The organism is Actinomycetota bacterium, assembly GCA_019347675.1.
Taxonomy (GTDB): domain Bacteria; phylum Actinomycetota; class Nitriliruptoria; order Nitriliruptorales; family JAHWKO01; genus JAHWKW01.
Genome location: JAHWKW010000006.1, coordinates 13,393 through 39,383, shown reverse-complemented (window position 1 = coordinate 39,383; position 25,991 = coordinate 13,393). Strand labels below are relative to the sequence as shown.

Sequence of the window (25,991 nt, the reverse complement as noted above, 5' to 3'; positions counted from 1 at the left end):
GGTGCTGGTGCCGCTGCTGCGAATCGATGCGGTTGCGACCGGCGGGCACGGTCGAGCGGCGACTCGTGTTCCGCCGGCCCGCCGAGCTCGTGGGGTCGGTCGTTGCCACGACTGTCCGGACGTCCCCGTCGTCGGTGGGCGCGATCGGACGGGCGGGGACACGGTGATATCCGACGGGCCGGTCCCTCAGCAAGAGATTCCCATGGGCGTGACCATGGACGGGACACGTCGGTCGGCGGTTGGGTCGAGGAGGAAGCATGCAGTTGCAGGCGCGTCCGGGGCACCGGATGTTGCGGTGTGGTCGTCTGGTCCTGGTCGTCGACCTGCACGGCCAGGTCGACGGGAAGGCGACCGAGGGGCTGTTCGTCAACAACACCCGGATGTTGTCACGGTTGCAGCTGCGCGCAGACGGACAGAGGCTGGCGACGTTCGCGATGTCACCGACGGCAGCCAACGAGCTGGTCGGCCACTATCAGGTCCCGGCCAGCGACACGGTCCCGGAAGGATCGGTGTTCGTGCAGCTTCGGCATCGGCTGACCGACCGACTTTCAACGGTGGCTGCGGTCAGCAGCTACCACCGGTCTCCGGTGTCCCTCGAGCTGGCGTTCGCGGTCGACAGCGACTTCGCCGACAGCGAGGAAGCCGAGAAGGGCAAACGTGAGCAGCACGGCGACGTCAGCGTCTCCTACGACGAGGCGGAGCAGACCCTCGAGTTCGTGTACGGCCATCCATCTGGACCGACGGGCCGTGGTCCGCATCGTCGACGCCCCGTGGCCCGTCGTCTTCGACGGAGGGATGTTGCGGTTGCCGGTCCGCCTCGACGGCAAGACGACGGCGCGGCTGCGTCTCGAGACCCGTGCCGTGTTCGACGGCGCAACGGCGCCGCCCAGCGACGGGCCGGGCGCCTCGGTGCGGAACGTCGCATCGGTCCAGGAACAGCTGCTGAGCCGGGCCCCGCAGCTGGTCACGACGAACCCAGCCGTCACGCGTGCCTGGCGGACCGCCGTGTCCGACCTGGCGTCGCTGCCCCTGGGCATGCCGTCCGGGCCGGCCGCTCCGGGGGCGGGCCTGCCCGTCTACCAGTTCCTGTTCGCCAGGCACGTGTTGACGACCGGTTGGCAGGCGGCGATGGCCTTGCCGGACATGGCCGCCGATGCACTGTCGGTCAGCGCCGCGTGGCGGGGCAGCACCATCGATGACTGGCGCGACGAGGAGCCCGGCAAGCTCATCCACCAGGCGCGGGACGGGCCGACGTCCGCGGTCGGGATCAACCCGTTCACGGCCTACTTCGGGGACTACGCGGCTCCGTGCGACTTCCTGATCCTGCTCGGCCAACACCTCGCATGGACGGGCGACGTCGCGACCACCCGAGCCCTGGCCCCGGCAGCCGAGGAGGTGTTGCGCTGGTTGGACCGCTACGCCGACGTCGACGGGGACGGGTTCATCGACTACGTGATGCGCTCGGAACACGGAGTCCTCCAGCAGGGCTGGAAGGACTCACCGGACGCCATCGTCGACGAGCACGGTGAGGTGATGGATCCGCCCATCGCCACGTGCGAGCTCCAGGGCTACTGGTACATCGGGCTGAGGCAGGCGACGTTCGCCTTCATGTTCGCGGGCGAGAGGATCCTCGCCCTGCGGCTGCTGGCGCGAGCGAAGGCGCTGCGGGAGCGGTTCAACGAACGGTTCTGGATCAAGGATCAGCGCTTCTACTCGCTGGCTCTTGGCCCCGACGACCGGCTGCTGCGGTCCATCACCTCGAACCCGGGACACCTGCTGGCCACCGGCATCGTCCCGGTCGACCGCGCATCCGACGTCATCGACCGTCTGCTGGCCGACGACCTGTTCAGTGGATGGGGAGTCCGGACCCTGTCGACCCTGCATCCTTCCTACAACCCGTTCAGCTACCACCTGGGAAGCGTCTGGCCGGTCGAGAACGCCACCTTCATCCTCGGTTGCGTCCGCTACGGACGTTGGGACGCGGCCCACCGCATCGCCGAAGGGCTGTTCGCCGCCAGCGACCTGTTCGTCGACAACCGACTCCCCGAATCGCTCGGCGGCCTGCCCCGCAACGACCACCATCCACACCCCGGCATCTACCCGTCGTCGAACGAACCGCAGGCGTGGTCGGCCAGCGCCATCATCCTCGCCGTCCAGGCACTGCTCGGCATGCGGCCGATCGCCCCGGCCAACCTCCTGCTGGTGGACCCCCACCTCCCCGAGTGGCTGCCCTACCTCGAACTCAATGGTCTCCACGTCGGGCAGGCGACAGCGGACCTCGTGTTCACACGACGCGATGACGCCACGACCGACGCCCACGTCCGCAACGTCGACGGCACGCTGCGGGTGCGACGCCAAAGGCCGCCTCAGACGAAACCCCGGGGGCCGATCGCCACCCCCGTCAACCTGGCCGAACGCATCTTCTCGTGAAGGGCGTCATCGGCCAGCCTCCCGGGCGTCCTTGAGTTTCGCCAGCGTGTGTTCCGTCTCGCGCCTCCGTCGCTCGAGATATCGGCCGGCCTCGGTCATGCTCGTACGTTCGAGCGTGACCGGTGCGCTGTCTGACTCGTGGGGTCTCACACCCGCTGCGTGGAGCACGGGTGCGAGGTGGATGACCACGTCGTCGAGCATGCTCTCTCCAGGCACTGCTTGGGGATGCTGGCACCCAAGACCAGGACGTGCGCCCATGGGCGGCGTCGCATGCGACGTCGACGGCTTGGGCGAACCGCCCGAGACGGACGTGACTGCCGGATGGTGTTCGCCCGTGGCCGCGCGGCGGGTTGGCAGGACAACCGGACCGGTCCAGTCGCCACCGTCGATGCCGTCGACCCCGTTCAACCGTTCGGTGCGATGTCGTACCAGCGACGACCAGCCAGGATCGCACCAGTGGAGGTGACGACCTCCTCGGCGAGAGCGCTGGGCGGCGACCGTCGAAGGCCGCCGTGGTCTCCCAGCTCGCGGCGGCCCAGTCCAGGTCGTCGTCGGGGCCGGCGATGAAGCCGTCCAGCGACATGGTGACGTGCCAGATCAGCCTGCTCATGGCGCCCGGCCCGGTCACGGTTGCTGGAGCACGGACAGGATGTTGCCGGCAGGGTCGGTGAACCAGGCGATCAGCGGACCTCGATCTCCGCGTGCGATGCCGCGTTCGTCCTGGTCGAACCCGTCGTAGCGTTCGAACCGAACGCCACGGGCAGTCAGTTCGTCGACCGTCCGGTCGATGGCGACCACGGGGAAGTTGAGGATGGTGAACGACGCTGGGACGTGGTCGTCCTTCGGGTAGGCCAGGACGTCGCGGCCGCCGGGCAGGCGCAGGGTCAGCAGACCGCCGTCCTGGGTGACGTCCAGCCCGAGCGTGTGACCGTAGAACTCCTCGGCGGCGTCGAGGTCGTCGACCGAGAACCCACTGAACGCCACCGAGCCGGCCAGCACACCGCCTGCGTCACCCGCGGGCATCTGGGCACGGTCGCGCGGGTCGAGCTGGATGACCTGGACGTAGTTGCCGTCGGGGTCGATCGCGGTGGCGAACAGGCTGCCGTCGCGATCCTCGAGCTCCGCGAGCCAGCGCACTCCCATGTCGTCGAGGCGTGCCACCACCGTGTTCGCGTCCGCGACATCGAAGTTGAGGATCATCCGGCCCGGTTCCGGGTTGGTGTCGCCGATGTCCTCGCGTTGGTCGATGAGCAGGTGGAACTTCCCGAACCGCATGATCCGGTACCCGTCCATGTCGGTGTCGGTGGCCGGTTGGAACGCGGTCGCGTACCAGGCCGCGAGCCGTTCGGGGTCGGTGCTGGCCAGCAGCATGCTGTCGAGAGCGGGTCGTCGCACGGTCGCATCCTTCGGTCGTGGTCCGGGCACGCCTGTGGACGACCGCGCGACGAAGGACTCATCGGTCCGTCCGCAGCCATCCCCCGGCCCGTTCCCGGTCAGCGTGAGGCCGACCGATGAGCGGCGGACCCGCCGACCGTCGAAGAAGACGTGATCGGGCGGCGATGGAGACCGATGCGGTTCCCACGGCGGTGGCGGTGGCGGTCGGCGGGTCCGGTCCGTTGGACCCTGACGGCGGCGGACACCGCGATCGTGGTCATCGACGGTCGGTTGGCGCCGTCACAGGCGGCGCCGGTGTGCGCCGCACTTCACGCCGCACTGTCGGGCTCGGCTGCGAGGGCGGTGGTCTGCCGCGGTGAAGGCCTGGCACATCCCGACCTCACAACGGTCGATGTGCTCGCACGCCTCGTGGCGACCGCACGCCGTTCGGGATGCGCCGTACGGATCGAGAATCCCTCCGAGCGGCTTCGGGAACTGATCCGGTTCGCCGGCCTCGAACTGCGTTTCGCGTCCTGCTGGTCAGGCGTCCAACCGTGGGGGCAGCCCGAACAGCGGGAACAGCCGGGCCGTGTCGAGGAAAGCGTTGAGCCCGACGATCATCCCGTCTGAGATCTCGACGATCTGCAGCGACCACGGCTCGTGGCCACCGGCCGGTGCCGGTCGGTACTGACCGAACGCGGGCGCCCCGTTGGCCACGGTCGGCACCAGTCGCGACCCGCGGCAGCCGATGCCGGCTCCCAGGTACCAGCCGCGGATGTCGGCGTGACCGCGCAGCCACAGCCCGTACGGCGGCATCGACTGGACGACCTCCTCGTGTAGCAACGCGGTGAGCGCGTCGAGGTCGTAGCGTTCGAACGCGTCGACGTAGCGGGCCAGCAGCGCCTGCTGTTCCTCGTCGAGCGGCCGGAACGTGTCGGTGTCGGCGAGGTCCAGACCGGCCAGGGTCGCGCGGGCACGTTGCAGCGCGCTGTTGACCGACGCGACGGTGGACTCCAGCAGCCCGGCGACCTCGGCCGCCGGCCAGCGCAGGACCTCCCGCAGGATGAGCACCGCACGTTGGCGGGCAGGCAGGTGCTGCAACGCCGCAACGAACGCGAGTCGGACGCTGTCGCGTTGGGCCGCCACGTCCGCGGGGTCGCCGCTGGATGTGATGATCCGGGCGTCGGGGACCGGCTCGAGCCAGACCGTTTCCGGCAGCGGGGCCGGCAGCGCCGCGGACGCCGGCGACGCCGGTCCAAGGTCCATCGGGCGCGCCCGCCGCGGGCGACTCCGCAAGGCGTCGATGCAGACGTTGGTCGCGATCCGGTACAGCCAGGTCCGAAGCGACGAGCGTCCCTGGAACCGGTCAGCTGCCCGCCACGCCCGAAGCAGCGTCTCCTGCACGGCGTCCTCGGCTTCGAACGGCGAGCCCAGCATGCGGTAGCAGTAGCCGGTCAGCTCCCCCCGGTAGACCTCCAGATCCACAGCGGACTGGCCCAGATCGACCGTGCCCACACCGGTGTCGTCCGCTTCGACTTCCGCCACGTCGCTCACGCCGTACACCTTGGTCAGCCGCGATCCGCCGTCTCGGTACCCGGTTCGGTGGATCATACGCCGCCGGTGCGACATCCCGCCCGGGACCTCGCAGGTCACGCTCACGTGTCGACCGGAGCTGCACGACGGGCGTCCCGAGCAGCTCGCCGCCAGCCGGTGCCATTTCCGTCCGCGGTGCCTGCGCACCGGTCGCGCCTGGTGCGGCGGCCCGCAGCGCCAGCGTGTCCGTGCCGCCTCCGCGGCCCGCTCGCGTCGTCCGGCGGCAGCCCACTCGAGACCGGTCGACCGCGGTGCCGATGGAGCCCAGGATCGCGATGCCGAGCGGCTGAACCCGCCTGTGGCGGCGACATCCCAGGACCAGTGGAGGGACTGCGCCACGAACAGGGAGTACGCGAACGCCTGAACATCCCCAGCACGTTGGTCACCATCGACGCGTGGAGGGGGTGGGCGACATGGTGACGTTCGTAGGTTGAAGAGGTCGTCGCAGTCTCCGTTCGACGATGGAGGCGAGGAATCGGGGCACAGGCGCAGCAATCCACAGCGTCGGTTCACCGGGACCTGGGGTGAGTGGTGGGGATCCGCACCTCGATGTCGAGGTCGGCCCCGGCGAGGTCTTCGATCTTTGTCTTCACGGACGCAGCCGGCTGACAACGATCGTGCCATTGCTTGACATTGTGGGGCGGACCCGGTTGTGATCCTGGTCGGCGGTATACCTGTGGGGTGCCCATAGAGTTGCCTCGGCTGGATCCGTGCCCGTACTGCGAGGCGTTCGTGGGCAGGCTGGTCTATCCGGCTGCGGCCAGGACGGCCGACACGGCCGTGTTGGTGACTGCGGAGAAGCGCGGCGATCCCCACGTGCTGGTGGTGCCCACTCGTCACGTGCCCACGATCCTAGAGCTGTACGAGCGTGAGGCGGCTGTGCTGTTCGCGACCGTGACGCGGGTCGCCCGGGCGGTCGCACTCTGCTACGACGTGGAAGGCATCGCGGTCTGGCAGAACAATGGGGTTTCCACCTACCAATCCGTCCCGCACGTGCACGTCCACGTCGCCGCCACCGTGCCACCTCGCGGGACACGCTCTGGTCCGGTGGACTCCACCGGGCTCGAGCAGCGCCAACGCATCGCAGACCGTCTTGCTGGGGCACTGTCCGAAGCCGACCGTCGCGGTGGCTGATGCGGCGGGCGTACGCCCGGTGCAGTCAGGCGACGATTTGTGCTCGGAGCGCAAACCCGCTCCGGCAGAGGGTCCCCGAGCAGGCGGGTCAACAGGTCTTGTTGCGGCACGAAGGAAGTGGCAGCGAGACGGGCGGTCGGCCCTATCGACGCACACAGTTGGGCCAGGAACGGCGTCCGGGAATCTGTCGAGCTCCCGCTGAGAGGTACGAGGCAACAGCGAACCCGCCGACCGTCGTTGCAGGGAGCCACACCGATCGGTGCCATTCCCGACGACGACCGTCGTGCCTCTACAGGCTGCAGTGACGAATGGTGCTCAAAATCCCCGGCAGCGAAGCGCTGCTGGTCTGGTGCGGCGGCAGACACGAATTCCAAAGCCCCCGCCGGGCATGCCGTGAACGCATCGACCGCCAGCTGACCCTGCGAACCCGGCAGCACGTCCGAGGCGATGCTATCCGGCGGTCCATACGTCTCTAGCGACGAAGACCGCATCCTGTCCGTCACCCACTACCCCGAGACACAGGGCCCGCGAGAGGCCGGCACGGTCATCACCGTGCCTCACCGTGTCGGACTCGCATGAGATCCATGGACGGGAGTGCGTTTCAGGTCTCCGTCTCCCACGCAGGGTTCCATGCGATCTCCCGGAGGTGGCCGTCGGGGTCCTGCAAGTAGCCGGAGTAGCCGCCCCGGAACCGGTCGTGCGCCGGGTCGGTGACTGGGCGGTACACCTCCCCGGCACCTGGCGCGCGACGGACCACGGCATCGGGCATGTCGGGATGATGTGATATCCACGGGATGATGTGGATGAGGCGCTCCGGTACCCGGGGACGCCGAACCGTGGGGGATCGCTCGGTCAGGTGGATTCGATCGGGTGGCCGGCGTGGCGCCATTCGGGCAGGCCATCTTGGAGACGTATCGCTCGCTGTCCTCGTTCGCGGAGCCGTCGGACGGCGTCGTCGGCGTAGACGCAGTACGGCCCGCGGCAGTAGGCGACGACGTCCCGGTCGGCCGGTAGGTCATCGAGCAGGTCGTCGAGGCGGTCTGGGGGGATCGAGATCGCCTCTGGGATGTGGCCGGCGGAGTATTCCGGTGCGGGGCGGACGTCGACGACCACGACCTCGCCGCGGTCGATTCGTTCCCGTAGCTGCCCGCGGGTGATGGTCTCGATCTCGTCGCGGTCGCCGAGGTAGGCGCGGGCGAGCTGGTCGACGTCGTCGAGTTGGCTGGCGGCTAGACGCCGGAGCGCCCACCAGGCTTCGGCGACCTGATCTGAGACGAGCCGGTAGTGCACGTAGGTGCCGCTGCGGCGGGTGGCCACCAGGCCGGCACGAGCCAGGGTGCGCAGGTGGTGCGAGGTGTTGGCCACGCTCTGACCGACCTCGTCGGCGATCTCTTCGACCGTGCGCTCGCCCTGCGCCAGCAGCTCGATGATCTCGGCCCGCCGTCCGGAGGCCAGGGCCCGGGCGATGCGGGCGAGCCCGTCGAACAGCGCGTCCTTGGCGGCCCGCCGTTGCTGGTGCGCCATCGGCAGCTCCTCGCCGGTCACGCCGGGCAATCGATTTCAAATATCTACTTGACTATACGCGTGGCGTACAGCATGATGCCAGTACACAAACACTCATTTGAACAAAGGGCCAGCCGATGATACTGACGGACGATGTCATACGGGTCGCGCCGCGGGCCGTGCAGGAGCTGGATCCCTACGAGTTGATGGCGCTGCTGGGCAAGCGGTACGTGCACCCCGGTGGCCGTCGGGCCACCGAGCAACTGTTGGCGTGGGCGGACATCGGGGCGGGGCAGCAGGTCCTGGACATCGGTTGCGGTTCGGGGACGACCGCGGTGCGCATCGCACGGAGCCACGGCGCCCAGGTGACCGCCGCGGACATCTCGCAGCTGATGCTGGGCCTCGCCCGACGTGCCGTGGACCGCGCCGGTGTGAGTGGTCTCGTCGGCGTGGAGTGGGCCGACATCACCGCGCTGCCCTACCCGGATGGCGCGTTCGACCGCGTGATCGCCGAGGCGGTCACGATGTTCGTCCGCCGTCGCGTCGCCGCCCGGGAGCTCGTCCGGGTGTGCCGCCCCGGCGGCCGGGTCCTAGCGACGGAGTTCTTCTGGCGCCGACCCCCGACGGACGAGGCCCGACGGATCTTCCTGGGCGAGGTCTGTCCCGGCCTGCGGTTCGACAGCGTCCAGGACTGGGTGGAAGTGTACGAGGATGCCGGGCTGAGCGACGTGCGCACCACAGTCGGACCGTTCGAGATGCTGACCGTTCCAGGTTTCCTCGATGACGAGGGGGTTCGCGGGATGCTCGCCTTCGCTGCCCGCAGCATGAGCCGGAAGGTCTACCTGCGGCGCCTCGCCTGGCTGATGCCGCGGATGGCGCGGGCGGTGCCCTACCTGGGCTACATCGCGGTCGTGGGGACCCGCCCGGCGGAATCCGGGGACGGCGCTGGCGATCCCGGACGCTGACGCGCACTCGCCCGAGGTGGCGTCGCCGCACGACCGTTCGGAGGACTGGCGTGGACGTGACCGCGCTCGTGGACGAGGGTCTGGGCAACAGCGCCTACGTGGTGGATCTCGGCGACGGCGGCGCCCTGGTCGTCGACCCCCAACGAGATCCGCGCCCGTACCTGGCCACCCTCGAGCGCCGGGGCCTAGTGGCGCGGTTCGTCGTCGAGACACATCTGCATGCGGACTTCGTCTCCGGCGGCCGCGAGCTGTCGGCGCTCGGCGCGCAACTGATGGTCCCCGTCGGCAGCGAGCTGGCCTTCCCCCACCGTCGGCTGAGCGACCGCGACGAGGTCGACCTCGGCGGGCTGACCTTGCAGGCGATCGCCACGCCCGGCCACACTCCTGAGCATGTGGCCTACCTGCTGCTCGACGCGTCCCGGCCGCTGGGCTTGTTCTCCGGTGGCACGCTGATCGCGGGTGGGGTTGCCCGTACCGACCTGCTCGCACCCGATCAGACCGAGCCGCTCGCCCGCGACGCGTACCGGTCGATCCACCAGCGGCTGCTTGCCCTGCCCGACGACCTGCCGGTGTACCCCACCCACGGCGGCGGGTCGTTCTGCGCCACGACGCCCGGCGGGGAGCGCACCACCACGATCGGGCGGGAGCGGGCCTCAAACCCGCTGCTGGCCGACGACCCCGACCAGGACACGTTCGTCGCCCGCCTGCTGGACGGCTACGGGTCCTACCCGCCGTACTTCCACCAGCTGCGCGATGTGAACCGTGCCGGCCCAACCGTCCACGGCCCGACGCCGCCGCGACTGGCGCAGCTGTCGGTCGGCGAGGTCGACGCCGCCGTGGCCGGCGGGGCGGAACTGGTCGACGTCCGCCCGATCGACGCGTTCGCTGCCGGCCACATTCACGGCGCGCTGTCGATCGCGTGGCGGGCCCAGTTCGCGACCTGGCTCGGCTGGCTACTCCCTCGCGACCGTCCGGTCGTGTTCGTCACCGGCGACGCCGTCGAGCGCACCGAGCTGGTCTGGGCAGCCCTGACGATCGGGTTCGAGCGTCTCGCCGGGGAACTCGCCGGGGGGATGGACGCCTGGCGGGCCGCCGGCCGAGACGTGTCCCGCACGCCGCTGGTCGACGCCGCCGCCGCGGACGGCCGCACGGTCCTCGACATCCGTCAGTCCTCGGAGTTCGCCGCCGGGCACCTGCCGGGCGCGGTCCACGTGGAGCTCGGCACGCTCGGCGACGACACCGGACCCATCCCGGCCGGCCCGCTTCTCGTCCATTGCGCCCACGGCGAGCGGGCGATGTCCGCAGCCAGCGTGCTCGAACAGTCCGGCCACCGCGATGTCGCCGTGCTCGCCGGCAGCCCCGAGCAGCTGGGGCCGCTCATCGGCAGCGGTGACGCGTGACCCAAACCGCCACATACCGCCCGGCCGTCCGTCTGGGGCTGGGCGCCAACCTGCCGCAGTTCATGCTGCTGGTCGCCGTCAACGCGCTCGTCGGCGGCATGGTGGGCCAGGAACGCACCGTCGTGCCGCTGCTCGCCCAGCGGGAGTTCGCCATCGCCGCGTACAGCGCGATGCTGTCCTTCATCGCCGCGTTCGGGTTGACCAAGGCCGCCGTCAACTACTTCGCCGGGAGGCTGGCCGACCGGTTCGGCCGCAAGCCCGTGCTGGTGGCCGGCTGGCTGGCTGCGCTCCCCGTGCCACTGTTGCTCATCTGGGCGCCGTCATGGGGATGGGTGATCGCGGCCAACGTTTTGCTCGGCGTCAACCAGGGCCTGGCGTGGTCGGTCACGGTGATCATGAAGATCGACCTCGTCGGACCGATGCGGCGCGGCACCGCGATGGGGTTCAACGAGGCCGCCGGCTACGGCGCGGTCGCGGTGGCCGCGTGGGCGACCGGCGCGATCGCTGAGACCGCCGGCCTGCGCCCCGGCCCGTTCCTGCTGGGCCTGGCGTTCGCCGCGGTCGGCCTGGGCCTGTCGGCAGTGTTCGTGCGCGAGACCACCGGCCACGTCGCCCACGAGGTCGCCAACCACGGCGCCGGCCCCGACGGCCACGACGGTGAGCTGACCGCCCGGCAGGTGTTCGCGTTGGCGACCTGGCGCGACCGGTCGCTGTCGGCGGCCAGCCAGGCCGGCCTGGTCAACAACCTCAACGAAGGCATGGCCTGGGGGCTGTTCCCCGTCTTCTTCGCCGCGGGCGACCTCGACCTGTCCAGGGTGGGGCTGCTGACCGCCATCGCGCCGGCCGTCTGGGGCATCGGACAGCTGGCCACCGGCGCGCTGTCCGACCGGATCGGTCGCAAGTGGCTCATCGCCGCCGGCCAGCTCACCGAAGCCGCCGGCCTGCTGTCCATCGCCGCTGGCGACACGTTCGCCGCCTGGGCCGCCGGTAGCGTCCTGTTCGGTGCCGGTACCGCGATGGCCTACCCGACCCTGATCGCAGCCGTCGGTGACGTCGCCCACCCCAGCTGGCGCGGCGCGGCCGTCGGGGTCTACCGGCTGTGGCGCGACATCGGGTTCACCGTCGGCGCCGTCCTGGCCGGCGCGCTGGCCGACCTGTACTCGATCGCCGCCGCGATCGTCGTTGTCGCCCTCGTCACAGCGTTCAGCGGCGTCGACGTCGCCCTACGGATGCGCGAGACGCTCCGCCGGCCCCCGCTCATCGCCTGGCGACAACTCTGAGTCGGCAGCGGTGCGGCATCCAGACGGTCACACGCTGCTGGGTGATACCGCCACGTCGTCAGCAGGACCCGGCGACGCGTCGGCAAAGCGCCCATATCCAAGGTCGCGCGGTCGGGGGACGCCGTGGAGGCGGCACATAAACCCGCAGGAGGTCGGGGCCGAAACGACGGGCAGAAGGCGGCTACAAGCCGCTAGGGCCGAAGCCCTCCTTTCACAGCATGGCGATTAAGGTGGAGAGGATCGGCAACCGGTACTCGGCGACCGTCGCGCGGCCCACTGCGAGTCGTAGCGGCCCTCGTGGTCGAGACTGCACGCCTCGCTCACGAACCGGCTTCGGTACCTGCCTGATGATCGTCCGTCCCATGACTCCATCTTCTCACGGATGGGAGCCTGCGCAGGACCTGGGGGCGGTTCAAAAAAGCTCGGAGCTGCCGTTGCATCCCCCGCGAGGCACTCGACGAGTTCGCGGCGAGGAAGCGGTGTCGGCAACGGCTGAATACTGACCCTCTGACAACGGTCGAATCCTGACCCTGCGGAGGTTCCGCTGCTTCGAGCGGCTGGACCCCGAGCCTGACCCGAGCTGTAGGGCTCGAGGTCAGGAGGAGGAGTTGATCACGTTGGACGAGTGGGCAGAGATCAGGCGACTGCACTTCGCCGAGGGCATGGGCATCAAGGCCATCGCCCGGCGGTTGGGTGTGGCGCGCAACACGGTGCGGACGGCGGTGCGCTCGAGCGCGCCGCCACGCTACGAGCGGGTGCCAGCGGGCTCGGCGGTGGACGCGGTGGGAGGAGATCCATCGTCTGCTGCACAAGACGCCGGACATGCCGGCGACGGTGATCGCCGAGCGGATCGGGTGGACGCGCGGGATGACGATCCTGCGTGAGCGGGTGTGTGAGATCCGCCCGGACTACCTGATCCCGCAGGGGTACGGGCGCATGACCTACGAGCCGGGTGAGCTGGCGCAGTGGGACCTGTGGGAGCCCCCGGTGGACATCCCGGTGGGCTACGGGCAGGTGGCGCGGCTGCCGGTGATCGCGGGGGTGTCGGGGTTCTCGCGGTGGATCGTGGCCCGCATGATCGCTTCCAAGCAGACCCACGACGTGCTCGGCGGGCACCGCTGGTGCCTGCAGGAGCTGGGCGGGGTGCCCCGCAAGGGCGTACGACGGCGAACCGGCGATCTCCACACGGCGTGGCGGGCAGGTGTACTTCACCCAGGAGTTCCTGGCGTTCAAGGGCGTGCTGGGGATGGGCGCGATCGTGCTGTCGCCCGGACACCCGGAACGCAACGCCGTCGCGGAGAGCTTCTTCGCGTCCCTGAAGGCCGAACTCGTCAACCGCCGCCGTTACCGCACCCGAGCCCAAGCACGTTCCGCGATCTTCCGATGAATCGCCCGCTACAACCACCGGCGACTGCACTCCACCATCGGGTTCATCCCGCCCGTCGAGTGGGAGAACCGCAAGGCACAGCACAACGAACGGCTACCGTCACCGATGGCCGCCTAACCACTGCGACTGCGCGCGGCGGGAACAACGAAAGATGAGCATGGCAGTCATCAGGCTTCCAGGAAATGGACCTGATGCCCGGCACCACCTAGCGCCTCAACAGCGTGGTCAATGTCGTCTGCGCGCACCAACAGCCAATCGGTGTCGAAGGTCGACACGACGAAGATCGGGATCCCCGCGTCCGCCAGTGGCGCCGACAATCCGGCCACAACACCCGTGAGCGAGAACTCCAACGGACCACGGACCGACATCCCCAGCCAGGACCCCTCATAGCGCACCGAGCGCGGCACGGCGTGTTCGGGGATCACGACCGACAGCTCGTCACTCGTTCGGGTCACGGACACCAATGGACCTGCCGCTCCCGTGGCCCAAGCCGGGATAGCCCGGGAAGGGTCCAGTCGACAGATCGCCAGCACGGTCGGATGAACGTCCAGCTCCATGGCACCATCTCATCGAATCGCGATCTCGTGGACGCCCGTGCGACGCTCGGCGCCGATGAACTTGCATAATCTTCTACCGGCGCGCTATGGCCCATGATGAACTTCCTCAACGCGCGCGACAACCACGGCTTTCTGGTGCGACACGAGGTCGCACATGTCGAGTGAGTGCACAGATTGGAGGTCGACGCCAATGTCGGATGTGTAGCTCTGGGCCAGTGTTCCGTGGACCCGTCCCTGCCCTGACGTGCGCCGCCGGTAACGGCGGGGTGCGAAGCTCAGGTGTAAGCCCAAGGGTCCCCGTTCCATCCGGGGGCCACAGGCGAGGGGAAGACCGGACGGGCGAACGCAAGTGAACCCCTGGTGATGCCTCGTTACGTGGAGCCTCGCGGATGGGATGGTCCAGCGGGGTGGTAACAACCGTGCCGTTGCAAGGCGGCAGGCGGCGACCGGGAGACGGGATCTCGGTCGTAGGAACACCGCCGTTGTCGGGGTAAAGGGGGCGCCCTCGCCGGTCGCATCTCGTGTGTGTGAACGTGGCAACCCCGTTGAGATCCGGCCCGCCGTCGGTGGTGCCGGTAAGCCGACCGTAAGGAAAGCCCAATCCCTCAGCGGGCCGAGGATGACCCAGAAGCGAACGCCGGCAGCCGAAAGGCGGCAGGAAACCGGGCACAGCCAGGCGTCGGCCTCCACCGGCGGGTGCTCGGACAACTGGCCGGATACGGGCCTGGTGCCCGACCCGAAAGGGTGCTGACAGGGTCAGGTGAGCCCGACGACGAGGCCGACGAAGCGTCAGAACCCGAGGACAAGTTGGACACCGCTCCGGCGGTGAACGGACCGAGGGCCGTCGCAAGGTGAGACGGATGACGACGAGCCGGCTGACCCTGACAGGCTTGCTTGAGCCCGGTGCGGTGCAAGCCGCACGCCGGGTTCTGAGGGGGCCGGGGCGCAGCGACCCCGGCTACCCGACCGCGGACTGATCAGGCACCGCCGGGCCGCATCCCTGCCCGTGGACGTTGCAGTATCGGGACGGGCAGGATGAACGTCGAACCGATTAGGAGTTCAGTCGTGGCACAGCTCTACACGCTCGGAGAGTGGACGGCGAAGGACAGAAGACAAGACGAGTTCATGGCCGCTTGGCGCGAGTTCGCGGAGTGGACCGCTGCCAACGTCCCGGGGGCCACGTGGGCCAAGCTCCTTTCAGGATCGTGACGCTCCCGAGCGCTTCATCAGTTTCGGGCCATGGCAAAGTGAGGAGGCTGTGACCGAGTGGCGCCAACGTCCTGGATTCCAAGAGCGGGTCGCGAAAGTTCAAGAGCTCGTGGAGGCCTTCAGTCCCCACACCATGGATGTCGCTGCTCAGGTGGGGCCAGCAACGCGCGACCCCTGATCGAGCTCCGTGCCGAGTCGTCCGTACGGCACTCGTTATGGACGCGGGGACCCACGATCCGCCCGAGCAGAACCACGGCGATGCGCGCCGTCGAGCGCATCGTCCTCGCCAATTTCGGAGGGCAACTCGCTATGGCAGGGAAACCCAGAAGAACCGACGCCGCGGGAAATCCGCACGAGGGTCGCCACCGCCGGGCACCTTCGGATTGATGCGAAGCTTCCCGGCGTTGAGCTCCTCGTGGGCCCTCCCGATCGCTTGCGTAGCGAGGTCACCGAACCTTCGAAGGTTGACTTCCGTGTGGCGCTCCCCCTCCCTCGCGAGCGGTAGGTGATGGCGCCAGTCTTCCCCGTTACGAGCGCTGACGCGGATGCGACAATCCGCGCGAAGCTGGCAGAGCCCAGGAAGCGGTAAGTGACGGCTGGGGACTCGTTCCCGCTCGGGTGACGCCCACTCCAGTCTGCCGGCCTCACCCCGTAACGACGGTCGAGTATGTCAGGGTGGGAATGCCCGAACAAGAGATAGGGGTCGCCGCGGTCGAGGCCATAGCGTATGCGCTCGTGGTCGGGCCCCGACGAGCAGCAGCTTGTGGATCCGGATCGAGCGGGTCGTGGTTGTCGCTGATTTCGACTAGCGGTCTACGCCGACTGTCCGTTCGGAACCGGGCGCCCACGGCAGTAGCGGCGATCCCCGTTGGCCATCGGCTGCTACGGGCAGGTTGCTATGCATGGCGACGGATCCGCAGGGCGCCGACTCGACGTCGCGCATAGCCACGGATGCCGCGCGTCGGATCTGGTCAAGATTCCCCGCTCTGCGCGGGTCGGGGTGCTTCTCCGGGAGCCGATCCCCGCGCATAGTTGCTTCCTGGCGACGACGCGTCGCCGGTTCTCCATACCCGCCCGGCACCCCCGTTGCGCGGTGCTGTCGGCGGCTCGGCCGTATCGCAACTGCGCGCTGAGCTTTCCGGAGACGTCTCACGGGACGGTGTTGCGCGTCTGCGGCATCCAGCCACGGCCGAGAGGTTCCAATCGGAATCGGGACGACGCTGTCCTCGAGGTGGCCGTGGCGTCGGGGCGCAAGCCCCGCGCGAAGGGCGGGTACATGACCAGACCGTTGCTGAACGCTCGAGCTAGGGGGAAGTTCGTGCAGACTTCCGAGCTAGCGACTGGTCTCGCTCGTAACCTCGTGCTCCCGGCGGCGCTCAGGGATGTGACCGTGCGGATCACGGTCAAGTCTGGGATGCAGTCGGTCGTTGGGAGTGGACCCATGGGTAACGGCAGCGGGCGCGAACGCTCCGGCGGGCTCGATCACCGTCAGATCCTGCTCCGTCAGTCCGAGGCGGCGCTCGACGAGCTGGAACGCGACGTGCGCGCCGTGGCGTTGTCGGCGTTCACGGCTGGGCTGAACCTGTCGTTCGGCGCCTTGCTGATGCTGATGGCGCTGAGCATGCACGACTTCGGATCCGACCTCACGAGGCAGCTCACGCTCGCCGGTCTGTCGAGCATCGGGTTCATCATCGTGATGACCGGGCAGACGGAGCTGTTCACCGCCCACACGACCATGAGCGTGCTCCCGCTGTTCGAAGGCGATACGACGGTGCGGCGGGTGGCCGGACGGTGGACGGTGATGCTCTTGGCGAACCTGCTGGGCACGGCCGGGTTCGCGGCACTGGTGGCGGTGCTCGGACCACGTCTCGATATCGTGTCGCGCGGTGCCATCGCCTCGCTGGCCGGCTCCCTCACGGGGTCCCCGTGGCCGGTGGTGTTCGGCTCCGCGGTGCTCGCGGGTTGGCTGATGGGACTCGCGACGTGGCTGTCCAAGGCCGCGCGTGACACAGCGGGGCAGCTCCTCGCCATCGTCCTGGTCACCGGCACGATCGGAGTGGGGCCGTTCCACCACGTCGTGTTCGCTTCGACCGAGCTGCTCACCGCGCTGTTCGCTGGGGCGGGGACCTCCTGGTCCCAGTACCTGTACGTGATCATCTGGGCGGCGATAGGTAACGCGGTGGGCGGCGCCATCTTCGTCGGGTTGCTCAACTACGGCCAGACCATCGGCGAAGAAGCGCCCGACCCGTCCGGGTGAATCGGCGGTCTCACCCGCCCGCTCAGGGCGCGCCATCGTCCCCGACGACGTTCTCCATCAGCTCGGGGTCGATCGTCCCGTTCCGTGGGAGGACGCTCAGCTCGCCGTTCCGTTCGATGATGACGGCCGCGACCTCGTCGAGCGTCGTCGTACCGTTGAGTCGCAGCGCTTCGTAGACATCGTTCCGGGTGATCTTCGCCTTCCGGAGGTTGCCGGGCTGGAACCGTCCCTCCACGAACAGCAGGAGGGGGCTGTTGTCCACCAGCCGGGTGAGGCCGTGACGTCGCGCGACGGCGACCGTGCCGCGGAACGTGAACAGCGAAGCCAACGCCAGCAGTCCCGCAGGCAGCCCCACCGCCCCGGCCGCCGTCGAGCCCACGATGGCACCCAGCGCCACGGTGACCGCGAAGTCGAACGCCGTCATCTGCGAGAACGCCCGCGGTCCGATCACCCTGCTGAATGCGATCAGCAGCACGTAGATCGCGAGCGCAGATGCGACCGTCCACGCGGCGAACGACCAGCTGATCAACCAGGATGACGGCACGGCTTTTCCTCGGGCGACGGTTGCCACAAGGGTGCCGCGAGACCATGGCGACTGGCCTGAGCGCTACCAACCTCCGACCCTCGGGACGGGCTCCGGCATTGGAACGCTGCCTGCGACCGCGCCGCGCCCGGGCTCCTCGACGAAGTCATGGCCGGGCTCCCCGAAGGTGCCGTTGCAGGGTGGGCGAGGGCGCTCCGCCGCCCGACCCCGGCCGACGTTCCCACGCCCCGACATCGCCCCAGTCGTTCACAGAACGGCCTAGGCGGACGGACACGGCATCACCGAGACAACACACCCTGCTCGCGAAACCACTGCGATGCTGACAGCGGCTGCTCGTCCTGCCAGGGTCAGCCCCGAGATGTCCGCCGCCGGTCTGACTCGCGTCACCACTGACCGCGCGTCTGGGAACCGATCCGTCGTCCGGTGGGCGGCATCTCGCAGGCACAGCGAGTGCGGCGAGATCGGCTGGGTGATCCCTGCTCGTTTCGCGAGTCGACGCACGATCCGTCCCGCAGCGTGCCGGTCCAGGCGGCTGCCGTCGGGCCTGGCCATCAGCGGCCCGTCGGTGCGCTCGCCGACTGCGGTGTCGATGGCCCGAGCGGTACGTGTGCGAGCGGGATCAGCGCGGGCTGGCTGCCCTTGCCCACGATCCGCAGCGTGCGGTGTCCGTTGGCGACCGCCAGGTCGTCGAGGTCGGCACCGCAGGCTTCCGAGACCCGCAGGGCGTTGAGCCCGAGCAGACACGCCAGCACGTGGTCGTTGCCGCCCGACAGACCGGCCTGGACCAAGAACGCGCCGAGCTCATTGCGGTCCAGGCCGATCCGGGTCGACTCCTGGGAGACCTTTGGACGGCGGACGTGCACAGCGGGCGAGGCTCGAGTAGCTGGTCTTCGACGCAGTGGCGGTAGAAGCCGGTGAGCACGACCAGCTTCAACGCGACCGTCGCGGTGGCCAGCCCCCGGCCTTTCGAGCTCACGGGCGTACAGCTCGACATGCGGACGACGGATGTCGCCGAGCGGGTCAAGGTGATGAGCGGCGCACCAACCCAACCACAGCCGCGGCTGGGTGGTGTAGGTGCGTCGGGTCGCCTCGGACGAGTAGCTGGCGATGAACGCGACCGCGGCCCAGCTGGCCGTGTCGCGCTGTTGGGTGGTAGGCAGTTCCAGAGTGAACGTGGACATGATCGACCTCCTCGACGGCGCTACCGGTCACGCCGCCGAGTCAGCGTCCGCCTGGCGTGGAAGCCAGTCCACTCAAGCGCCATCCTGGTATCCTTAAGCTTAACCGTAAGGTTCGGAGCCGCGATGGCGGAACGGTTCGTCGGCGTGGAACAGGCACGTGGCCAGCTGGGTCGACTCGTCGAAGAGGTCGCCGAGGGGGCCGACCCGATCGGGCTGACCAAGCGCGGCCAGCCGCTGGCCGTCCTAGTCAGCCGCGACGAGTGGGAGGCGCTCCACAAACTGGTCCGAGCCGAAGCCCGCGACGAACTACGACGGCGGCTCAAGCAGGTCCGCCAACGGGTTGCCTCTGCAGGTCTGGATCCCACCGCGGTCGATGAGGCGAGCGAGGCAGCCCGGAAGGTGTCGTGACCCGGGCGGTACTCGACACCAACACGTGGGTGTCCGGGCTTGGGTGGGCGGCCCGCCCGGCGAGGTCGTCGAGGCAGCGCTGACCGGAAGGTTCGATATCATGACCAGCCCCGCACTGCTGGAAGAACTCCGACGAGTGCTGGCCTACCCCAAGCTCGCGAAGATGTTCGGCGATATCGACGAGGTCGTCGAGCTCATCACCGTCGCCTCGCACGTGGTCCGCCCCACCGTGACCCTCGACCTGGTTCGAGACCCTGACGACAACCGCTCCTGGAAGCCGCCATCACCGGCAGCGCTGACGTGATCGTCACGGGCGACGCCGACCTCCTGGACCTCCATGTCCTGGAAGGGGTCCGCATCGTCACCCCGGCAGACTTCATCGGCGGACTCGGGCCGTAGCCGATGGCAGAAGCCTGAGCCGTTCCGGGCGCGGCTACGCGCGTCCCAAGGACGAACGGGACGCGCGCGAGAACCACGGCTGCGGATGGCGGTACTTCGCCGTAACCACCCGGTTCGCGCGCCAGGAAGAGGCGCGCGGGAGCTACCGAGTTTCAGCACGGACCGTCTCCAGTGGACAGACAGCCTCATGAACAGCCCGTGGTGGCGCGGTTCCGTCGGAATCTCGCTCTTCGGGGTAGAGCTCGGTGAAACGGATTTCAATGGTAGAACGCGTGGGCCGCATGCTCGGACGACCAAGCTCGACAATCTCGACGACGTGATCGCGGTGACCGACATCGAGATGGAGCCTGACGACCTCGACTACCTGGCCGAGACCTACCGTCCCCGACCCGTCCTCGGGCGCGGGTAGGCGCGCATCGGTCGATGCCACCATGACGGCGTCGGTACGGTCCTTCTGAGAGCGGAGGCGACGTTCGGTGGCAACGGAAGCGACGGGCGAGAAGCAGGCGGGCGGCGATGGGATGGCCGCCGGCCAGCGCTTCATCCCCGTCCGCCAGAGCGACCTCGTCGACCTCCTGGCGGACAACGGGCGCCTGCCGCCCGGCGACCAGGACGCGTTCCGCCCCCTCGCGGACCTCCTCGACGCCACCGTCCACTTCGAGTTCCGGACGCGGCTGGAGGCGCTGAAGGACGCGTACGCGCCGTTCCGTCACGATCCCGACACCCGCATCATCCACGACTACGACCAGGCCCAGCTCGCCGACGCGCGACGCCAACTCGTCAACGGGCTCGTGGAACTGCTCGAGGACGCGAACTTCGAGCGCATCGAGATCGACGAGATCCACCAGGCGTTCGAGGAAGAGTCGCTGCTGTCGGTCCGGGTCGAGGTCGACTTCGACGACCTCGACGAGGTGCTGATCTACCGCCGCGGCGAGAACGTGCGTGAGCAGCAGGTCGAGTCCTGGGGCGGTCTGCGCAAGCGGACGGTCACGTTCACGAACTACGAGAAGGTGCTCGTCTTCGTGACCTTCAAGGACGCTGCGCACTTCGGTCACCGCGAGACCGACGCCGATGCATTGCCCTTCGATCCGGGCTCGACCGTGATCAAGCTCTTCCAGGACGTCCCCCGAGCCGACATCGAGATGCTCTTGCCCAACACGGAGGTGAAGATGCGGCGGGTCGACAAGTTCATGATCGGCGTGCCGGCGGTCGTCAGTGGGATCGTCATCGCCGCCACGCGCCTCGCGACCACGGTCGGTCTCATCCTTCTGATGGTCGGGTTCTGGCTCGGCTTCCGCGACGAACCAGTCGAGCTCGACCAGTCCACGCTGCTCGCGCTGGGAGCCGGACTCGGGACGCTCGGCAGCTACCTGATCCGCCAGTTCACGAAGTACAAGGCCCGGCAGATGGAGTTCATGAAGACGCTGTCCGACAATCTGTACTTCCGCAACCTCGACAATGACGCCGGTGTGTTCTTCAACCTCCTCGACGCAGCCGAGGAGGAGGAGGTGAAGGAGGCGTTGCTCGGCTGGTACTTCCTCCGTACGGCCGACGGACCACGGTCCCGGGAAGAGCTCGACCAAGCCGTCGAAGCCTGGTTCGCCGACGAGCTCGGCATCCGGTTCGACTTCGAGGTGCGTGACGGCGTCGGGGAGCTGCATCGACTTGGCCTGCTCGAGGGCGACGACGACGCACTCACGGCGGTCGCTGCAACGGAGGCGCTGCGGCGCCTCGACGCACGCTGGGACCAGCTCTTCGAGCACAGCTCGAGGACGTCCCGCTGATACGTGCCGACGCGGCTCGGACCGGCGGGACGTCCGCGGTGGCGGACTGCGCCATACTGCGGCCATGCTGGACCCGAACCGGTCCTGAGGACGGATGAGGATCCGGCACAACGTCGTCACCGGCGCATCCGTCACCGTGCGCTACGTCTACCGGACCAGGCGGGATGGTGCCGCCCCGGCGACATAGCCCCGCAGGCCATCAAAGCCGCCTCGGAAGCTGACGTTCGCGCTACGTCACAGGCTCACGTCGAAGATCATGATCAGGCCGACGATGATGAGGTAACCGGCCACGATGTAGTTGAGGAGCCTCGGCACGATCAGGATGACAATGCCGGCGAGCAGTGCGATGATCCCGGGCAGCGTGAGGTTCAGGGTCACATCCCCGTTCTGCTGCGCGAGTTGCTGGATTGCGACGAGCGTGCTCATGTCGGTGTCCTCCCATCGATATGTCATGCAGTCGACCACCCAAGCGCTGTCGCGGGCTTGCTACGGCCCCGGCACGAAGTTCGGTGCCGTCCTCAGCCGCCTTCGCAGGTCAGGAGCAGGCCCGTTCCCGCGTGTCACAGATCGCATCCCAGAACTTGGTCTCTAGCGTCCGGTTGTCCGGAGTTGGCATCGGCACGCCGCCTCTCGCGGCGAACGTTCCGCGCGCTGTCCAGCAATTCGCCAGATAGCGTCCGGTCGGTAGTTCCCCCGAACTACCATGATCGTTATGGGCGGCGGCGGTCACCGAGACGAGCGCGCAGAACCACTGCGATGCTGACAACGGCTGCTGCCCGTGCCAGGTGAGCGCCCGGGATGCCGACGTCGATGTGGTTCTCACCCCTGTCCCGTCCCGCTACGGGCGGCGGGCAAGCTCCGCGCCGTACGCCACGGCCGCGCGGATGCCCTCGACCGTGAGGGTCGGGTCTCGGCGATGATCTCGTCCTCGGTCATCCCGTCTGCGAGCGAATCGAGGACCACACTGACCATGATCCGTGTGCCGCGCACGACTGCTTGAGCGCCGCAGACATTCGGATCACGGACGATCATCTCGCGTTGCCAGGGTCTCACGACCGTTGCGAGCCCCAATCCCGCCAATGTGCCAGTTCAGATCCTCGCGGAGGAACTCGTCGGAAACTTGGCTGCCGCGGCGGGCTGGGCCCGTCAACGTGAGGGCGACCCGGACGTGGCAGCCGATGTGGTGACCGGCGCAACGCACAGTGGCCCGTCGACGCCCTCGGGGACTGACCGGCTAGAAGTCGTCGAAGTGGAAGTCGTCCTCGGCTTCGATTGGGTCATCGAGCAGGGCCGACAGGTCGAACTCGACGTGTGGGTCGCCGCGGGGTCCGAGCACGGCGACCTCCACGGTCGTTGGGCCGGTCACACGGATGACGTTCTGGTGGTGCGACAGGTGCGCGAGCCGCGGGGACATCGGTGTGGCGCCACGCGCGACTTCGCGTGGTTCCGGGCACGACTCGACATCCGGTCGAGTCGTACCCGTGCGGCGTCGTCGTCAGTGGTTTCCCCGTCAGGGAACGCCGCAGCGACGGACCGAGTGGTCGCCATGAGTGTCATCTGAGCACACCACCGTAACACCACCGAACTGGTGGTACAATGGTGGTGAACTTCCATTGAAGGAGATGGCCCGATGCCCGAGACGTTGAAGGTGGACCGACAGGGGCGGGTGGTGATCCCGCAGCGTGAGCGCGAACGGCTCGGCGTGCGGGACGGAGGCACCCTCGAGCTGGTTCCGACACCCGAGGGCCTTCTACTCGAACGGCGCCGCCGCGCCGAGGTCAGGGTCGCCGATGACGGCCTGCCGGTGGCGTCGGTCGAGGACCTCCAAGAGGTATCCAACGACGAGACGATTGACGCCATCCACCGCCAGCGCGACCGAACGTGATCGACACATCGGTCATGGTCGCCGGGCTGGTGGACAACCATGAGTTCCACGACCTCGCCCGGCCACACGTCGCACAGGCGGCGCAAGGGACGGTGCCCGGCATCGTCGCCGCTGAAACCTGGGCGGCTCTGCGTCGTGGCCCGTGGAACCTGGGACCAGAATTGGTCGAGCAGCTCCTGGCACCGTGGGCATCATCCGATCGGGTCGCGGTCACGCCGGCCGATGCGTACGAGTACGCACTCCGCAACGGACGGACGCTGAACCTTGGCGGCAGCGTTCACGATCTGCTGATCGCGCTGACATGCGCCGAACACGATCTGCCGCTTGTCACGCTCGACCGCAGACAGGCCACCCTCGCCCGCACGCTGCCGGACCTGGCCGTCACCCTGCTCCTGCCAGATGGTTGACCCGAGCCGCCGCTCCTCGATGATCGGTTATCTGATGTCCGTAGGAGCGATAATCGGGCGGGTCGGCGATTAGGGGCCGTCGACCTCCGGGAGTGGTCGAGTCGACGTAGCGGGGGTCGCTGGCTTTGGTTTCCTGCGTCGCGGCGTACCTGCTCCGCACCTCCGACGCAGCGGCGGTGTCGGTCGCCGTCGAGGACCCGGAAGCGGACCTCCATGCCCCGGAGATGCTCGACGTCGAGATCGCGTCGACGGTCCGCGGGTTGTGACTGGCGCACGAGCTGGACGTGGAGAGGGCGGAGGACGCGCTCACCGACCTCCGAGACCTCCCCGTGACCCGGCACACCCACCGGTGCCTCACGGGCGCCATCTTCGGTGGGGGGGAGAACTTCTCCGCGTCCGACGCCGCGTACGTCGCGCTCGCCGGTGCGCTGGGCGCCACGCTCGTCACGCTCGATCGACCCCTCCAACGGATGGCGACCGCGGTCGCGGCATCGCGGTCGAACCGACCGCCGAGGAGCCTGGCGAGACGTGAGGTCGCCCGGATCCGGACCGCGGCGACGTCTACGGTCGCCGACGACCGTTCGGAGGAGCACGTGTGGACGTCGCGATCGCGGGTGGCCACGGACAGAGCGCCCGCCGTCTGACACGGATCCTCGCTGACCGAGGCGACCGCGTCCGCGGGATCATCCGCAAGGAGGACCAGGCCGACGACCTCCGCGCCGATGGGGCCGAGCCGGTCGTCGTCGACCTCCAGGAGGCGTCGGCGGACGACCTCGCCGGCACCATCGCCGGCGCCGACGCGGTCGTGTTCGCCGCCGGCGCCGGTCCGGGCAGCGGCGCCGCCCGCAAGGAGACGGTCGACTACGGCGCAGCGGCGAAGCTCATCGACGCCTGCCGCCGGGCGGGCGTCGACCGCTACGTCATGATCAGCGCCATGGGCGCCGCGGATCCGCCCGACGGCGAGGGCGTCTTCGAGGTCTACCTCCGCGCGAAGGCGCGCGCCGACGAGGAGCTGCGCGCGAGCGGCCTGCGCTGGACGATCATGCGCCCCGGCCGCCTCACCGACGATCCCGGCACGGGCCGCGTGAGGCTGGCCGAGCACGTCCAGCGTGGTGAGGTCCCACGCGACGACGTCGCCGCGGTGCTCGCCGCGACCCTCGGAGACGACCGCACCGTCGGGCACACCCTCGAGCTCGTCGCTGGGGACACACCGATCGACGAGGCGATCACCGCCGCTGTCGACGGACCATCAGTCTGAACTGCCGCTGAGCTGCTTGCACCAGAGGCCGTGCGGGCGGCCGGCGTGCTCGAGCGTCCCCACCTCGGTCACCCGGATGCGACGCGCGACCCGCTGCGACGCCGGGTTGTCCGTCACGTGGCGCCGAGGATCCACCCCTCCTCGGTGACGACCGCGTCGAGGTCGCCGGGTGCGAGGTCGTCGGGGGCGGTGAACAGATCGTGCAGGCGCCCGGCGTCGTGGTGCCGCCTCAACCAGCCGACGACGGCGCGGACCTGGGCCCGATCGAGGACGGTGTCGGGCTCGTAGGAGTCCTCGACGAGACGCGGCCACATCTCCGCGTGCACGACGAGGGGACCGTCCTCCGGGATGTCGTCGGCGAAGCCGGTCTCGAACGGCCACACGACGCTGACCTCCGCGAGTCCGGGTGCGTGGCGCAGGGAACGCAGGCGTGGGATGCCGGTGAGCGCCTGGCCGCCGACCGGCCGGAACGCGAGCTGCCAGACCGACATCGGTCGCCACCCACGTGCGCACAGCCGCTGCACAACGAGGCGCCACTCGCCGATGCCGGCGACCGGGTAGTCGACCACCCCCTTCTTCGTCCGCGGCAACGCGGCCGGTCGCGGGACCGCGGACGACTGGTGACCCCAGAACGGACCGGCGACGCCCGGCGCGATGCGCGCGTTGAGCTGGGCGGCGACGTCCGAACGGTCGTTGCGGTTGTCGTGGCCGTCGTCGAGGAGGTCGTCGACCAGCCGCCACATCTGCTGCCACGCCAGATCGCCGAGTCCGAGCGCCGCGGCGGTCCCGGACGGGTAGCCGTGCGGGAAGTCGGTGGCGACCACGACACGTCGGCCGGCGGCGACCGCATCCACCAGGAACCCGTGCAGCTCACGTGTGGCGCGCGCACGCGTCGGCGGGTTCTCCGACGGCGGAAAGGACGGCTGCCAACCGTCGACGCTCATCCAGGCGATCCAGATGCTGTCCCGTCCCCGCGTGGGCGCGCTGGCCGCGCTCCAGTCGACCGCGACGAAGGTGTCGAACTCCACCTCGGCTC

31 protein-coding genes and 2 pseudogenes are annotated in these 25,991 nt (G+C 69.0%); 21 read left to right on the top strand and 12 right to left on the bottom strand.

Going from position 1 to position 25,991, the window contains the following annotated elements; translation table 11 throughout:
• The first annotated feature begins 257 nt into the window (after positions 1-257).
• Together KY462_05175 and KY462_05170 are read left to right on the top strand one after the other, a co-directional pair.
• On the top strand, positions 258-1,199 hold the full coding sequence (locus KY462_05175; GenBank protein ID MBW3577121.1) for a hypothetical protein: 942 nt from the start codon (positions 258-260) through the stop codon (positions 1,197-1,199).
• Positions 1,129-2,430 carry a hypothetical protein gene (locus KY462_05170; GenBank protein ID MBW3577120.1) on the top strand — a complete coding sequence of 434 codons (1,302 nt, stop codon included), beginning with the start codon at positions 1,129-1,131 and terminating at the stop codon, positions 2,428-2,430. Before KY462_05175 ends, KY462_05170 begins: the two co-directional genes overlap by 71 nt.
• 6 nt (positions 2,431-2,436) lie before the next feature.
• On the opposite strand, the gene KY462_05165 is transcribed toward KY462_05170, so the two are convergent.
• Positions 2,437-2,631, bottom strand: coding sequence for a hypothetical protein (locus tag KY462_05165; GenBank protein ID MBW3577119.1), 195 nt, complete (start codon positions 2,629-2,631; stop codon positions 2,437-2,439).
• Between the two features lie 423 nt (positions 2,632-3,054).
• Positions 3,055-3,801 (bottom strand): VOC family protein, encoded by a 747-nt coding sequence (locus KY462_05160; protein MBW3577118.1) that lies wholly within the window; start codon positions 3,799-3,801, stop codon positions 3,055-3,057.
• 198 nt (positions 3,802-3,999) lie between these two features.
• Here KY462_05160 and KY462_05155 point away from each other — a divergent pair, with 198 nt between their 5' ends.
• Positions 4,000-4,434, top strand: a complete 435-nt coding sequence (locus KY462_05155; GenBank protein MBW3577117.1) for an STAS domain-containing protein — start codon at positions 4,000-4,002, stop codon at positions 4,432-4,434.
• Here KY462_05155 and KY462_05150 read toward each other — a convergent pair.
• Positions 4,345-5,415, bottom strand: a complete 1,071-nt coding sequence (locus KY462_05150) for a sigma-70 family RNA polymerase sigma factor (protein ID MBW3577116.1) — start codon at positions 5,413-5,415, stop codon at positions 4,345-4,347. The genes KY462_05155 and KY462_05150 overlap by 90 nt on opposite strands.
• Positions 5,416-6,129: 714 nt before the next feature.
• Here KY462_05150 and KY462_05145 point away from each other — a divergent pair.
• Positions 6,130-6,531 carry an HIT domain-containing protein gene (locus tag KY462_05145; protein ID MBW3577115.1) on the top strand — a complete coding sequence of 134 codons (402 nt, stop codon included), beginning with the start codon at positions 6,130-6,132 and terminating at the stop codon, positions 6,529-6,531.
• A 601-nt stretch (positions 6,532-7,132) separates the two neighbouring features.
• On the opposite strand, the pseudogene KY462_05140 reads toward KY462_05145, so the two are convergent.
• Both KY462_05140 and KY462_05135 read right to left on the bottom strand, forming a co-directional pair.
• A pseudogene (locus tag KY462_05140) lies at positions 7,133-7,246 on the bottom strand (VOC family protein).
• Positions 7,247-7,383: 137 nt separating this feature from the next.
• Complete coding sequence (locus KY462_05135) at positions 7,384-8,055, bottom strand: metalloregulator ArsR/SmtB family transcription factor (GenBank protein MBW3577114.1); 672 nt, start codon at positions 8,053-8,055, stop codon at positions 7,384-7,386.
• A 116-nt stretch (positions 8,056-8,171) separates the two neighbouring features.
• Between KY462_05135 and KY462_05130 the strand changes: the two genes are divergently transcribed.
• The 5 genes from KY462_05130 (at position 8,172) to KY462_05110 (ending at position 13,066) form a co-directional block, all read left to right on the top strand.
• Positions 8,172-8,999 carry a methyltransferase domain-containing protein gene (locus KY462_05130; protein MBW3577113.1) on the top strand — a complete coding sequence of 276 codons (828 nt, stop codon included), beginning with the start codon at positions 8,172-8,174 and terminating at the stop codon, positions 8,997-8,999.
• Complete coding sequence (locus tag KY462_05125) at positions 8,996-10,399, top strand: MBL fold metallo-hydrolase (GenBank protein ID MBW3577112.1); 1,404 nt, start codon at positions 8,996-8,998, stop codon at positions 10,397-10,399. The genes KY462_05130 and KY462_05125 overlap by 4 nt, the downstream gene beginning before the upstream one ends.
• Positions 10,400-10,461: 62 nt before the next feature.
• A complete protein-coding gene (locus KY462_05120; protein ID MBW3577111.1) occupies positions 10,462-11,679 on the top strand; it encodes an MFS transporter in 1,218 nt (405 codons plus the stop codon).
• A 608-nt stretch (positions 11,680-12,287) separates the two neighbouring features.
• Positions 12,288-12,563, top strand: a complete 276-nt coding sequence (locus KY462_05115; protein MBW3577110.1) for a helix-turn-helix domain-containing protein — start codon at positions 12,288-12,290, stop codon at positions 12,561-12,563.
• A gap of 317 nt (positions 12,564-12,880) precedes the next feature.
• Entirely contained in the window at positions 12,881-13,066 is a 186-nt protein-coding gene (locus KY462_05110; GenBank protein MBW3577109.1) for an integrase core domain-containing protein, read from the top strand.
• A gap of 167 nt (positions 13,067-13,233) precedes the next feature.
• Here the strand turns inward: KY462_05110 and KY462_05105 are convergent, their stop codons facing one another.
• Positions 13,234-13,623: an ACT domain-containing protein gene (locus KY462_05105; protein ID MBW3577108.1), complete on the bottom strand. Its 390-nt coding sequence runs from the start codon at positions 13,621-13,623 to the stop codon at positions 13,234-13,236.
• Between the two features lie 1,065 nt (positions 13,624-14,688).
• Here KY462_05105 and KY462_05100 point away from each other — a divergent pair.
• The 3 genes from KY462_05100 to KY462_05090 all read left to right on the top strand — a co-directional run bounded on the left by KY462_05100 (position 14,689) and on the right by KY462_05090 (position 17,089).
• A complete protein-coding gene (locus tag KY462_05100) occupies positions 14,689-14,832 on the top strand; it encodes a hypothetical protein (GenBank protein ID MBW3577107.1) in 144 nt (47 codons plus the stop codon).
• The gene (locus KY462_05095; protein ID MBW3577106.1) at positions 14,783-15,010 is read left to right on the top strand and encodes an antibiotic biosynthesis monooxygenase; all 228 of its coding nucleotides are present in this window, start codon (positions 14,783-14,785) and stop codon (positions 15,008-15,010) included. Before KY462_05100 ends, KY462_05095 begins: the two co-directional genes overlap by 50 nt.
• A gap of 1,263 nt (positions 15,011-16,273) precedes the next feature.
• Positions 16,274-17,089, top strand: coding sequence for a formate/nitrite transporter family protein (locus KY462_05090; GenBank protein ID MBW3577105.1), 816 nt, complete (start codon positions 16,274-16,276; stop codon positions 17,087-17,089).
• Between the two features lie 22 nt (positions 17,090-17,111).
• Here the strand turns inward: KY462_05090 and KY462_05085 are convergent, their stop codons facing one another.
• Positions 17,112-17,633, bottom strand: a complete 522-nt coding sequence (locus KY462_05085) for a DUF421 domain-containing protein (protein ID MBW3577104.1) — start codon at positions 17,631-17,633, stop codon at positions 17,112-17,114.
• Positions 17,634-18,184: 551 nt separating this feature from the next.
• Positions 18,185-18,814, bottom strand: coding sequence for a hypothetical protein (locus KY462_05080; protein ID MBW3577103.1), 630 nt, complete (start codon positions 18,812-18,814; stop codon positions 18,185-18,187).
• A 123-nt stretch (positions 18,815-18,937) separates the two neighbouring features.
• Here KY462_05080 and KY462_05075 point away from each other — a divergent pair, with 123 nt between their 5' ends.
• The 4 genes from KY462_05075 (at position 18,938) to KY462_05060 (ending at position 21,405) form a co-directional block, all read left to right on the top strand.
• The gene (locus KY462_05075; protein MBW3577102.1) at positions 18,938-19,222 is read left to right on the top strand and encodes a type II toxin-antitoxin system Phd/YefM family antitoxin; all 285 of its coding nucleotides are present in this window, start codon (positions 18,938-18,940) and stop codon (positions 19,220-19,222) included.
• 25 nt (positions 19,223-19,247) lie between these two features.
• Entirely contained in the window at positions 19,248-19,526 is a 279-nt protein-coding gene (locus KY462_05070) for a putative toxin-antitoxin system toxin component, PIN family (GenBank protein ID MBW3577101.1), read from the top strand.
• A 282-nt stretch (positions 19,527-19,808) separates the two neighbouring features.
• The gene (locus KY462_05065; protein MBW3577100.1) at positions 19,809-20,030 is read left to right on the top strand and encodes a hypothetical protein; all 222 of its coding nucleotides are present in this window, start codon (positions 19,809-19,811) and stop codon (positions 20,028-20,030) included.
• 67 nt (positions 20,031-20,097) lie between these two features.
• Positions 20,098-21,405, top strand: a complete 1,308-nt coding sequence (locus KY462_05060) for a DUF3754 domain-containing protein (protein MBW3577099.1) — start codon at positions 20,098-20,100, stop codon at positions 21,403-21,405.
• 234 nt (positions 21,406-21,639) lie between these two features.
• Here the strand turns inward: KY462_05060 and KY462_05055 are convergent, their stop codons facing one another.
• From KY462_05055 to KY462_05045, 3 genes and pseudogenes are all read right to left on the bottom strand, one after another.
• A complete protein-coding gene (locus KY462_05055) occupies positions 21,640-21,783 on the bottom strand; it encodes a DUF3096 domain-containing protein (GenBank protein MBW3577098.1) in 144 nt (47 codons plus the stop codon).
• Positions 21,784-22,243: 460 nt separating this feature from the next.
• Positions 22,244-22,437, bottom strand: a pseudogene (locus tag KY462_05050) (DUF433 domain-containing protein).
• 202 nt (positions 22,438-22,639) lie between these two features.
• Complete coding sequence (locus tag KY462_05045) at positions 22,640-22,819, bottom strand: hypothetical protein (GenBank protein ID MBW3577097.1); 180 nt, start codon at positions 22,817-22,819, stop codon at positions 22,640-22,642.
• A gap of 216 nt (positions 22,820-23,035) precedes the next feature.
• Between KY462_05045 and KY462_05040 the strand changes: the two genes are divergently transcribed.
• From KY462_05040 to KY462_05020, 5 genes are all read left to right on the top strand, one after another.
• Positions 23,036-23,290, top strand: coding sequence for an AbrB/MazE/SpoVT family DNA-binding domain-containing protein (locus tag KY462_05040; protein MBW3577096.1), 255 nt, complete (start codon positions 23,036-23,038; stop codon positions 23,288-23,290).
• A complete protein-coding gene (locus KY462_05035; protein ID MBW3577095.1) occupies positions 23,287-23,697 on the top strand; it encodes a PIN domain-containing protein in 411 nt (136 codons plus the stop codon). Before KY462_05040 ends, KY462_05035 begins: the two co-directional genes overlap by 4 nt.
• Before the next feature lie 125 nt (positions 23,698-23,822).
• Complete coding sequence (locus tag KY462_05030) at positions 23,823-23,963, top strand: hypothetical protein (protein MBW3577094.1); 141 nt, start codon at positions 23,823-23,825, stop codon at positions 23,961-23,963.
• 18 nt (positions 23,964-23,981) lie between these two features.
• Positions 23,982-24,341 (top strand): type II toxin-antitoxin system VapC family toxin, encoded by a 360-nt coding sequence (locus KY462_05025; GenBank protein ID MBW3577093.1) that lies wholly within the window; start codon positions 23,982-23,984, stop codon positions 24,339-24,341.
• Positions 24,293-24,955 carry an SDR family oxidoreductase gene (locus tag KY462_05020; GenBank protein MBW3577092.1) on the top strand — a complete coding sequence of 221 codons (663 nt, stop codon included), beginning with the start codon at positions 24,293-24,295 and terminating at the stop codon, positions 24,953-24,955. Before KY462_05025 ends, KY462_05020 begins: the two co-directional genes overlap by 49 nt.
• Before the next feature lie 113 nt (positions 24,956-25,068).
• Here the strand turns inward: KY462_05020 and KY462_05015 are convergent, their stop codons facing one another.
• Positions 25,069-25,983, bottom strand: a complete 915-nt coding sequence (locus KY462_05015; GenBank protein MBW3577091.1) for a hypothetical protein — start codon at positions 25,981-25,983, stop codon at positions 25,069-25,071.
• Positions 25,984-25,991 lie beyond the last annotated feature (8 nt).

Bases quoted from the DNA above. Each gene is read 5' to 3' on its own strand.
- KY462_05175 (MBW3577121.1), top strand. From the start codon at position 258: ATGCAGTTGCAGGCGCGTCCGGGGCACCGGATGTTGCGGTGTGGTCGT.
- KY462_05170 (MBW3577120.1), top strand. From the start codon at position 1,129: ATGGCCTTGCCGGACATGGCCGCCGATGCACTGTCGGTCAGCGCCGCG.
- KY462_05165 (MBW3577119.1), bottom strand. From the start codon at position 2,631: ATGCTCGACGACGTGGTCATCCACCTCGCACCCGTGCTCCACGCAGCG.
- KY462_05160 (MBW3577118.1), bottom strand. From the start codon at position 3,801: ATGCTGCTGGCCAGCACCGACCCCGAACGGCTCGCGGCCTGGTACGCG.
- KY462_05155 (MBW3577117.1), top strand. From the start codon at position 4,000: ATGCGGTTCCCACGGCGGTGGCGGTGGCGGTCGGCGGGTCCGGTCCGT.
- KY462_05150 (MBW3577116.1), bottom strand. From the start codon at position 5,415: ATGATCCACCGAACCGGGTACCGAGACGGCGGATCGCGGCTGACCAAG.
- KY462_05135 (MBW3577114.1), bottom strand. From the start codon at position 8,055: ATGGCGCACCAGCAACGGCGGGCCGCCAAGGACGCGCTGTTCGACGGG.
- KY462_05130 (MBW3577113.1), top strand. From the start codon at position 8,172: ATGATACTGACGGACGATGTCATACGGGTCGCGCCGCGGGCCGTGCAG.
- KY462_05120 (MBW3577111.1), top strand. From the start codon at position 10,462: ATGCTGCTGGTCGCCGTCAACGCGCTCGTCGGCGGCATGGTGGGCCAG.
- KY462_05105 (MBW3577108.1), bottom strand. From the start codon at position 13,623: ATGGAGCTGGACGTTCATCCGACCGTGCTGGCGATCTGTCGACTGGAC.
- KY462_05090 (MBW3577105.1), top strand. From the start codon at position 16,274: ATGGGTAACGGCAGCGGGCGCGAACGCTCCGGCGGGCTCGATCACCGT.
- KY462_05080 (MBW3577103.1), bottom strand. From the start codon at position 18,814: ATGTCCACGTTCACTCTGGAACTGCCTACCACCCAACAGCGCGACACG.
- KY462_05075 (MBW3577102.1), top strand. From the start codon at position 18,938: ATGGCGGAACGGTTCGTCGGCGTGGAACAGGCACGTGGCCAGCTGGGT.
- KY462_05065 (MBW3577100.1), top strand. From the start codon at position 19,809: ATGAACAGCCCGTGGTGGCGCGGTTCCGTCGGAATCTCGCTCTTCGGG.
- KY462_05045 (MBW3577097.1), bottom strand. From the start codon at position 22,819: ATGTCCCCGCGGCTCGCGCACCTGTCGCACCACCAGAACGTCATCCGT.
- KY462_05040 (MBW3577096.1), top strand. From the start codon at position 23,036: ATGCCCGAGACGTTGAAGGTGGACCGACAGGGGCGGGTGGTGATCCCG.